Source organism: Streptomyces sp. NPDC093109, from assembly GCF_040701725.1.
In the GTDB taxonomy this organism is placed as follows: domain Bacteria; phylum Actinomycetota; class Actinomycetes; order Streptomycetales; family Streptomycetaceae; genus Streptomyces.
On record NZ_JBFBEZ010000087.1, the window covers coordinates 1 to 8,674 of the forward strand.

Sequence of the window (8,674 nt, forward strand, 5' to 3'; positions counted from 1 at the left end):
CAGAGTTCATCAGGAACCAGACGCTTCGACAGATCAGCACCCACGACAGACATCATGCCGTACGAACCCTCAAGCCACGTGAGACACCCTCTTAACTCCTATCGCGATGTCTTCAGAGATATCGAAATTCTCACAGGTACTTTGATGCACTGATCGAACCCCGGGTCTGGCCATTCAGAATCACGTTGGTGAGTGATTCCAGTCGATCTCTGCCTGCCTGCGTATCGAGGTCTATATCTGTCCGGTCTGTCGCCCACTGCTTGGTCATGATGGGGGTTTGGTTTTCCGCTTCAAGGTAAACATCTGCGATCTGGGCGTTCGCGATATTATCGGCATCGGCCTTCATTGAGTTACCCCACTCCCAAGCCCAAGTATCCACGCCGCGTTGAAGTAGTTCGCCAATGACGAATTTTCCCATCTCTGCGGGGAGGGAAATCGGTGCCACGGCGCCTCCGATTACATGGTAGGCGACCTTGGACTTCCAATCGGCCGACGAGTGGGCATCCATTCTCTCGCTATTTATTACGTGTTCTTTGATCGCTGCGTAAGTTCCGAGCGCGGCTCCAGATTTCCCCAATGTTCCCGAATTTTCAAAGTTTATCGCGCCATTCGGGATATCCTGCATGACGATGTCTATGTATCGAGATTCTGCCTTGTGCAACGTTCCGTATGCTTCTGGATCTTCGGACAGTCCGCGCATGACCTGGATCAGCTGATCCTTTCTAGCGGCCATGTGGATGCCACCATCTTTGTCCGGGAAGTAGCCGTCACCGAAAGAGTGGGTGGTATAGTCTGAAGAGGATATTCCGCCCAGAATTTCATGCGTGTCGGCGGTGTATTGGGCAAGGGCTCGAGCGACCGGATCTTTGAGGTTCTCGTGTATGGAGGTGCTGTTCCCTTCGCCCGGCCCCGGGCTGAGTTCGCCGATGATGGAATGCATGATGCGCGCCTGAGATTCCGAATGCGGCATGGCCGGCCAGGGGTCCTGACCGGGCTTCAGTGGCAGCTGGCCGGTGGCGGCGGCTTCGAGGGCAACGCCCAGGCCCATTCGGCTCAATGGGTCGTCGAGCGTCATTCCTGATACGTAGACCTTCGGCCAGGTTCGGGAATCATCGCCATTGCCGACGAGATATTTGAGGTGATCGTTGTTGTCCTCACTGTCGGATCGGTCAGGTCCGGAGGCGGGGTCGAAGAAAGCGGTGGCGGCGTCCGGGTTTTTGCTCATGACGTTAAGGAGACCGTCAATGGCATCGGATCGTACGCCGCTGTGCGCGCCGCCCACTTGGGTGAATATTCCAGGATGTTTCTTCTCTGCCGCGATGAGGTCATCGCCGAGGTCGTAGAGGAACTGGTCGTCGAACTTCGCGTCGGCGTGCTCCATTATGGAGACGAAAGATTGGTACCCGTACAGGGGCTGGGTATTGGAGCCGTAGTTCTTGGTTCCTGTTGCGTCCAGCTCGTTCATCCACTCACGGTAGAATTTTCCGTCCGCACTCTCCTCCCACTTCTTGAATTCTTTCGAACCTGGTGGCATATTCGCCACGCTGCCTGGAACTCTGGTCGCGTTGGCGATCGTATTGGCCATCCCTTTCTGCACGGCCAGGTACTGGGGTTCGTGTTTCTTGTCGGGCCCGTAGGCGTAGTCGTTCAAGGTATTGGCGAATTTGATGACGCCATCGGCGCCCATACTGCTGAGGAAAGTCTGCGAGAACTCCTTGTTGGTGGAGTTGTCGCGGAAGCTTCGGGCCGCTTGGGTGCTGTTGTGGCTTGGGTACGGGTGGGCGGGCTCAATATCCGTTGAATGGTGAGTCCACACGAATCGCGCCGATCTGGGACCTCGGCAGGAGGTCGGCGCCCTGGAGGTCTCCCGCCGCGCGCAGGAGCTTTCCTTCTTCGCCCTGGAGGCGGTCCGTCAGGGTCTTGACCTGGCTCTCCCAGGTCTCCTGCACCTTCTTGAGGCCGGCGCCGGTGTCCCAGCCGCCGAAGGCGGAGGCGGCCTTCGTGGTGCTTTCGTGGGCGCAGTCGCCGGCCTTTTTGGTGTCTCCCAGCAGGGTGTTCCTGATGGCTGATGCCGCGGCTCGCTTCTCGGCCGGGGTTGAGACGAGGCTCGGGGTGCCCGGGCCGCCGGCGCGTAGTTCGGGTTGTTCGTTGTCAAAGGCCATACTTTGCCGCCCCTTTGTTGTTTCTGGCTTGGGTTTTAGTTTGCCATGGGCAATTTCTGGGGCTCGGGCATGGGGAAGCGCCGCTGCCCGGAGGGGCAGCGGCGCTGGGGTGGGGCGTTTGGGGTGGGGCGGGGCGCTTGGGTGGGGTGGGGCGCTGGGGGTGGGTGGGGCGTTTGTTTTGGGGGTTTAGTTGGGGGCATCTCCGAAGTCCGGGATCGCGAGGCGCTCGCCGTTCTTCAGGGCGGATTCGTGGGCGACGATTCCCGGCAGTGTGTAACGGGCGGCGACCCAGGCGTTCACCGGGGGGAGGGTGCCCGTGTTGACCGCGGTGACGAAGTCGTCGGCCAGGTAGTGGTGGCTTCCCTCGTGGCCGTTCGATATGTTCGCGAATTCGGCGGGCAGGCGGGTGCGGTCGTGCACCGGGGCCGAGCCCGAGGTGAAGGCGTCGCGGAGGGCGGGGGCGACGTGTTCCAGGGAGGGGTCGTCGGGGGAGAGGGTGGGCTTCGGCTGGAGGTGGTCGGTGACGTCCTCGACACCGTTCTTGTCCTGCCAGAGGCTCACGGTGGCGAGCTGTTCGAGGCTTCCCTCCGTACCGAAGAAGCGGAAGCGCGACTCACGGATGTGCGACGGGTAGCCGACCCGGCGGAACTCGTTCGTACGGAACGATCCGCCGCCCGCGACCTCGAACAGCGCCGTCGCGTTGGAGAAGTCGTTGTCGAACTGGCTGACTTCCTTGTCGAAGACCCCGTCCCCCCGGTCGTCCTTCACACCGATCGCCGACACACTCACGGCGTGCGTCTGCCACGCGCCCAGCACACCGCCCACCGAGTGCGTCGGGTAGAGCAGCGGCGGGTAGCTGGCGGTCGACTTCCACTGCTCGCCGCCGCTGTACTGGTACGCCTCGTAGAAGCCCAGGTCCATGTCGTGGACGTAGTCGCCCTCGGCGTGGAAGAGCCGGCCGAAGGCGCCCGCGGCGATCTGGTCGCGGGCGTACACAGTGGCCGGGTTGTACTGGCTGGTCTCGCCCATCATGTACGTCAGCCCGGTCTCCCGTACGGCCTCGATGATGGCCGCGATCTCCGCCTCCGAGATCGCCATCGGCACCGCCGAGTACACGTGCTTCCCGGCGCGCAGCGCCTTTACGACCAGCGGGCCGTGGGTCCAGCGCTGGGTGAAGATGGCGACCGCGTCGATGTCCGGCGACTCGATGGCGGCCTCGAAGGACGGGAACGTGCCGGTCAGGTCGTAATCGGCGGCGAGCTTCTCGGCGCGCTCGGGCAGCAGGTCGGTGGCGTAGATGTCGCTCACGCCCGGGTGGATCGCCCAGAGCTTGGCGAACTGTCCGGCGAACTGTCCCGCTCCGACTATGGCCAGGTTGAAGGTCATTTTTGGTCCTCTATCAGGGGGGTGGGAGTGGAGGGGTGGGAGTGGAGTGGAGGGGTGGGAGCTGAGGGGGGAGTTGGTGGGAGTTGGGGGTATTGGAGGGGGAGTTGGGGCCACCTATTTGGTTTGGCCCAGGATCACGTTGATCTGACGGTTCGTCACAGACAGGCTGTCCACCGGCTTGCCGTTCGCGTACACGTCCTGCATCGCCGGATTCATCAGCGCCGCCACATCCGCCGCGTAGTCCGTGATCGGGAACGGGAACGTCGTCCCGTCCGCCACCGGCTTTGTGAACGCCGTCATGTCGATTCCGTCCTTCTTGTACGCCGCGATCGCCGCATCCGTACCCGACTTGGTCGCCGGGAAGACGATGCCGAACGAACCCACCGTCTTCTGGCACTCCTCCGACCCCAGATACGCCACCCACTTCTGCGCCGCCGGCTTGTCGGCCGCGCGCTTGGTGAGGGAGTCGGCCAGGCCGTTGAGCATGGTGGCGCGCTTGCCGGAGGGGCCGATGGGGGTCAGGGCGGTGCGTGCCTCGATGCCCTTGAGGCCGTAGAACGTCTTCGTCATCCATGATCCGTGCAGTGCGATCGCCGCCTTGCCCGCGCCGAGCTGGATGTCGGGGCCGTTGGAGCGGGAGAAGTCCTTGAAGGGGGCGAGATACCCCTTCTCCGCCAGGCCGAAGTACCACTCGACGGTGGACTGGAATGCGGGCTCGTCGAAGTTGTAGTGCGTCCCCCACGCCTTCTTGTCCGTGTAGCTCCAGCCCGCCGAGCCGGCGAAGGCGCTCCACTGGGTCTGGCCGTCGGCCCCGCCCGCGTCATTGGTGGCCAGGCCGTACGTCGCGACGTGGTGTTTGTCGAAGCCGGGCTCGTCGCCGCGGCGGCCCTTGGTGTCGATGGTGAGGTGGGCCAGTGTTTTCTCGAAGGTGCCGCCGTCGGTGGGGTTCCAGGCGAGGCTGTTGAGTGTGTCGGCGGAGACGCCCGCGGCGTCGGTGACCTTCTTGTTGTAGAACATCGCGACCGTGTCCCAGTCCTTCGGGGACCCGTAGCGGTGACCGTCCTTGCCGACCCAGGAGGCGGCGAGGCCCGGCTGGTAGTCGGAGTCCTTGATGCCCTTGGTCGCGGGCAGCTCGTCCAGCGGCGCGAGCACCTTCAGGTCGGCGAACTGCGCGAACTTCGTGATGTGGTCGGTGAACACGTCCGGCTCGGTGCCCGCGATCATGCTGGCGGTGAGCTTGGTCCAGTAGTCGTCCCAGCCGATCTGGGAGATGTCGACCTTGAGCCCGGGGTTCCGCTTCGCGAACTGCGTGGCGCAGGCCTCGTAGCCGGGTAGCTGGTTGGCGTCCCAGAGCCAGTACGAGACGGTCTTGGAGTCGGCGGCGTCGGAGACGGACGACCCGCCGCCGCATCCGGCGGCCAGCAGGGACAGGGATACGGCGCCGATGACGGCGGCGAGCTTCCGGTGGTGTGCGTGCGGGTGCGGGTGCGGGTGCGGGTGGGGTTGGGAGTGCGGGTGGGGGTGTGCGTGCGGGTGGTGCCGGTGGTGTGAGGTCCTGGGCACAGCGGCTTCTCCTTCTTCCCTCGTCATTACTTGAGTCCGGTGAAGCCGATGGAGTTGACGATCCGCCGTGCGAACACCCCGAAGAGCAGCAGCATCGGCAGCGCGGCGACCAGCGTCGCCGCCATCAGCCCGGCCCAGTCCGTACCCGACTGCGGGGTCTGGGAGCGGAAGATGTTGAGCGCCACGGTCAGGACGCGGGAGCTGTCGCTGTACGACACCATCAGCGGCCAGAAGTAGTCGTTCCACGCGGTGATGTACGTGAGGATGCCGAGCGTCATCATGGGCGCGGCGGCCGTGGGCAGCAGGAGCTGGAAGAAGATCCGGATCTTCCCGGCGCCGTCCAGCAGGGCCGCCTCCTCCAGTTCCCTGGGCAGGTTCATGAAGAACTGGCGGAGGAAGAAGACCGCGAACGGGGTCATGAACATGGTCGGCAGGGCGATCCCGGTCAGGGTGTCGATCAGCCCGAGTTGCTTGATCAGTACGAAGTTCGGCAGCAGGGTGAAGATGGCCGGCACCATCAGACCGGCGAGGAACAGCCCGAACACCTTGTCCCGGCCGCGCCAGCGAAGGCGGGCGAAGGCGTACGCGGCCATCGCCGAGAACATCACCTGACAGACCGTCACCATGGTCGCGACGATCGTGGAGTTGAGCAGATAACGCCAGAAGTTGAGCGAGCCGCCGGAGCCGCCCTGGGCCAGGGCCTCCTCCGTGCTCTGGAGCCCGAAGACCCGCTCGAAGCCGCCCCAGCTGAAGTCGACGGGCAGCGGGGAGGCCGGATCGGTGGTGAGCGCGGTGTTGGAGGAGAGCGCCGTGCGCACGATCCAGTAGAAGGGCAGCAGGGTGATCAGCACGATCACGCCCATGACCGCCCAGGCGAGGATCCGGCCGGGGGAGGGGCGGGGGCGGGTCCGGCGCCGTATCTCCCCGGTGGATTCCGGCGCGGGGCCGCGTCCGGGGGCGGGTTCGGACGCCGGTGCGGACGGGGACGTGGGTGGTGGCGGGGTCAGTACGGACATGGCGTAGCTCCTTGCTCCTGCGTGCACGTACGGGGGGTCACGGTCACGTCCGTACTCAGCCGAGGTCGGTCTCGCCGGCCCGGGTCAGTCGGTACTGGACGATCGTGATCACGCTCAGTACGGCGAGCAGCGCGACGGACATCGCGGACGCGTAGCCGAACTGGAAGCGCCCGAACGCCGAGCTGTAGATGTAGAGCTGGAGCACGTTGCTCGCGTTGGCCGGGCCGCCGGGGCCGGGGGTGGCCACCGCCACGGTGTCGAAGACCTGGAACGAGCCGATGACCGTCATGATCATCACGACCGCGAGCACCGGCCGCAGCAGCGGGAGCGAGATCTTCCAGAACGTGCGCAGCTCACCGGATCCGTCGACCCGCGCGGCCTCGTACACATCGCCCGGTATCGCCTGGAGCCCGGCGAAGAGCAGCAGCGCGGTGTAGCCGACATGCCGCCATACGTTGATCAGCGCGATGCTCGGGACGACCCACTCGTTGCTGGCGAGGAAGGCGATGTGGTCGAAGCCGAGCGCGCCGAGGATCTGGTTGCCGATGCCGAGCTGGGTGTCCAGGATCCACAGCCACACCACACCCGCGACGACGTTCGAGACGAGGTACGGGGTGAGCACGATGCCGCGCAGGAACGAGGACTTCGTGAGCCGCTGCATCAGTACGGCGATGCAGAGGGCGGCGACCGTCTGGACGCCGATGTTGATGAAGACGTACTCGACGGTGACGCGCAACGAGCCCCAGAAGATGGGGTCGTTGATCATGCGCCGGTAGTTGTCGAGGCCCACCCACTCGGCGGGGGTGAGGAGGTTGTAGCGGGTGAAGCTGAGGTAGATGCCGCGCAGGGTGGGCCAGGCCAGGAACACCAGGAAGCCGAACATGGCGGGAGCGATGAACAGCGCCGCCAGAAGGCCGTCGCCGCGGTCGGTCCCGGCGCGCTTGGAGGCGCCGCCGCCGGGCTTTCTTTTTGTCATCACCATTGAGGCGACAGTCATCAGAGACTCCCTTGTCCATGACTCGTCCTCGGGGGGTTTACTTTTGACCTGAAAGAATCATCACGTCAAGGGGTGTGGGTGAACTGGTTTCAAGCCGGTGATCGCGCGATGGTGGCCCGATCGTGTCCCCGTAGGGGCTGACATTATTTTTGGGGTGAAATAAAGTGAGTCCATGCTTGCAGCCAGTTGGGCGCCGCTGAGCCCCGCCGAACGCGCCGTCGCGATCGAGGTACTGACCCATGGCCCGGTCTCGCGCACGGAGATCGCCAGAAAGCTGAACCTCTCCGCGGGCAGCCTTACGCGACTGACCAAGCCCCTGCTTGAGGCGGGTCTGCTGATCGAGGGGCCGGCGCCGGTTTCGGCGGGGGCAGGGGTAGGGGTAGGGGTAGGGGCCGCAGAGGCTCCGGTCGCCCGGCAGGGGCGCCCTTCGCAGCCGCTCGACATCGTCGCCGACTCGCGCTACTTCGCGGGCTTCAAGATCACCGAAGATACGGCGTACGGGGTCGTCACGACCCTCAGGAGCGAGGTCGTCGCCGACCGCGCCGTACCGCTGCGGACCCGCGACCCCGAGGACGTCGCCGACCTCGTCCAGGAGATGACCGAGGACTTCCGCGCCGAGTTCCCGCGCCTGGCCGGGATCGGCGTCGGCATCGGCGGGCAGGTGGAGCGCCTCGCGCGGACGGTCACGTTCTCGTCGTACCTGGGGTGGCAGGAGGTGCCGTTCGCCGACCTGGTGGAGCAGCGCACGGGGCTGCCGGTCGTGGTCGAGAACGATGTCGCGGCGCTGGTGGAGTCCGAGGCCTGGTTCGGGGCGGGGCGCGGACTCGATCGCTTCGTGGTGCTCACCATCGGGGCGGGGATCGGATACGGCCTGGTCATCGGCGGCCGGCTGGTCCGCGCCGGCGGCGGCGACCGGGGCATCGGGCGGCGCTGGATCATCAACCCGTACGGTCCGCTCACGCCCGACGGCGAGCGGGGCAGCGCGGTCTCGCTGCTGACCGTGTCGAACATCCGGTACCAGGTCGCGGCCGGCACCGGCCGGGACCATACGTACGAGGAGATCCTGGCCCTGGCGGCGGCGGGCGACCCGCTGGCGTCGCGGGTGATGGACGAGGCGGCGCGCGCGCTCGGGACGGTGGTCGCGCAGATCGCCAACTTCGCCATGCCGGAGAAGATCCTGCTGGCGGGGGAGGGTATCGGGCTGATGGACATCGCGTCCCCGGCGGTCTGGTCCGCCGTGGACGCCAACCGCGACCCGCTCGCGGAGCCGGTCGTCCTGGAGACGAAGGTCTCGGACTTCAACGACTGGGCGCGGGGGGCCGCGGTGCTGGCGATCCAGATCCTGGTGCTGGGGAGGCCGCGGGAGTGAGGGGCGGGGGTTGCGGGGCGGGGGTGCCGGCAGGGGTGCGGGTTAGAGCGGTTTTGAGTGGGGTGGGTGGGTGGCGGGGGTTGTTGGGGAAGGGGGCCGCCCCTCCTGGTGTGAGTGTCGCGTCTCCGTGACAGGTGTAAAGGGCGCTCCTGCGTCGCGTCGCTGCGCGATGACCTTCGGT

The 8,674-nt window shown here is 65.6% G+C and carries 7 protein-coding genes; 1 reads left to right on the forward strand and 6 read right to left on the reverse strand.

The window, feature by feature from the left end; genetic code table 11:
• Positions 1 to 130: 130 nt before the first annotated feature.
• From AB0389_RS37435 to AB0389_RS37460, 6 genes are all read right to left on the reverse strand, one after another.
• The gene (locus AB0389_RS37435) at positions 131 to 1,687 is read right to left on the reverse strand and encodes a hypothetical protein (RefSeq protein WP_366400061.1); all 1,557 of its coding nucleotides are present in this window, start codon (positions 1,685 to 1,687) and stop codon (positions 131 to 133) included.
• Between the two features lie 100 nt (positions 1,688 to 1,787).
• Complete coding sequence (locus AB0389_RS37440) at positions 1,788 to 2,162, reverse strand: hypothetical protein (RefSeq protein WP_366400062.1); 375 nt, start codon at positions 2,160 to 2,162, stop codon at positions 1,788 to 1,790.
• A 186-nt stretch (positions 2,163 to 2,348) separates the two neighbouring features.
• On the reverse strand, positions 2,349 to 3,548 hold the full coding sequence (locus tag AB0389_RS37445) for a Gfo/Idh/MocA family oxidoreductase (RefSeq protein ID WP_366400063.1): 1,200 nt from the start codon (positions 3,546 to 3,548) through the stop codon (positions 2,349 to 2,351).
• A 114-nt stretch (positions 3,549 to 3,662) separates the two neighbouring features.
• Positions 3,663 to 4,994 carry a sugar ABC transporter substrate-binding protein gene (locus AB0389_RS37450; RefSeq protein WP_366400066.1) on the reverse strand — a complete coding sequence of 444 codons (1,332 nt, stop codon included), beginning with the start codon at positions 4,992 to 4,994 and terminating at the stop codon, positions 3,663 to 3,665.
• A 143-nt stretch (positions 4,995 to 5,137) separates the two neighbouring features.
• A complete protein-coding gene (locus AB0389_RS37455) occupies positions 5,138 to 6,127 on the reverse strand; it encodes a carbohydrate ABC transporter permease (RefSeq protein ID WP_366400064.1) in 990 nt (329 codons plus the stop codon).
• Between the two features lie 55 nt (positions 6,128 to 6,182).
• Positions 6,183 to 7,109, reverse strand: a complete 927-nt coding sequence (locus AB0389_RS37460) for a sugar ABC transporter permease (protein WP_366400067.1) — start codon at positions 7,107 to 7,109, stop codon at positions 6,183 to 6,185.
• 187 nt (positions 7,110 to 7,296) lie between these two features.
• On the opposite strand from AB0389_RS37460, the gene AB0389_RS37465 reads away from it, so the two are divergent.
• Positions 7,297 to 8,493 carry an ROK family transcriptional regulator gene (locus AB0389_RS37465; protein WP_366400065.1) on the forward strand — a complete coding sequence of 399 codons (1,197 nt, stop codon included), beginning with the start codon at positions 7,297 to 7,299 and terminating at the stop codon, positions 8,491 to 8,493.
• The last annotated feature ends 181 nt before the right edge of the window (positions 8,494 to 8,674 follow it).

What these genes read in the sequence shown, in the direction of transcription:
- AB0389_RS37435 (WP_366400061.1), bottom strand. Translation starts at nt 1,687, where the DNA reads ATGGGCGCCGATGGCGTCATCAAATTCGCCAATACCTTGAACGACTAC.
- AB0389_RS37440 (WP_366400062.1), bottom strand. Translation starts at nt 2,162, where the DNA reads ATGGCCTTTGACAACGAACAACCCGAACTACGCGCCGGCGGCCCGGGC.
- AB0389_RS37445 (WP_366400063.1), bottom strand. Translation starts at nt 3,548, where the DNA reads ATGACCTTCAACCTGGCCATAGTCGGAGCGGGACAGTTCGCCGGACAG.
- AB0389_RS37455 (WP_366400064.1), bottom strand. Translation starts at nt 6,127, where the DNA reads ATGTCCGTACTGACCCCGCCACCACCCACGTCCCCGTCCGCACCGGCG.
- AB0389_RS37460 (WP_366400067.1), bottom strand. Translation starts at nt 7,109, where the DNA reads ATGGTGATGACAAAAAGAAAGCCCGGCGGCGGCGCCTCCAAGCGCGCC.
- AB0389_RS37465 (WP_366400065.1), top strand. Translation starts at nt 7,297, where the DNA reads ATGCTTGCAGCCAGTTGGGCGCCGCTGAGCCCCGCCGAACGCGCCGTC.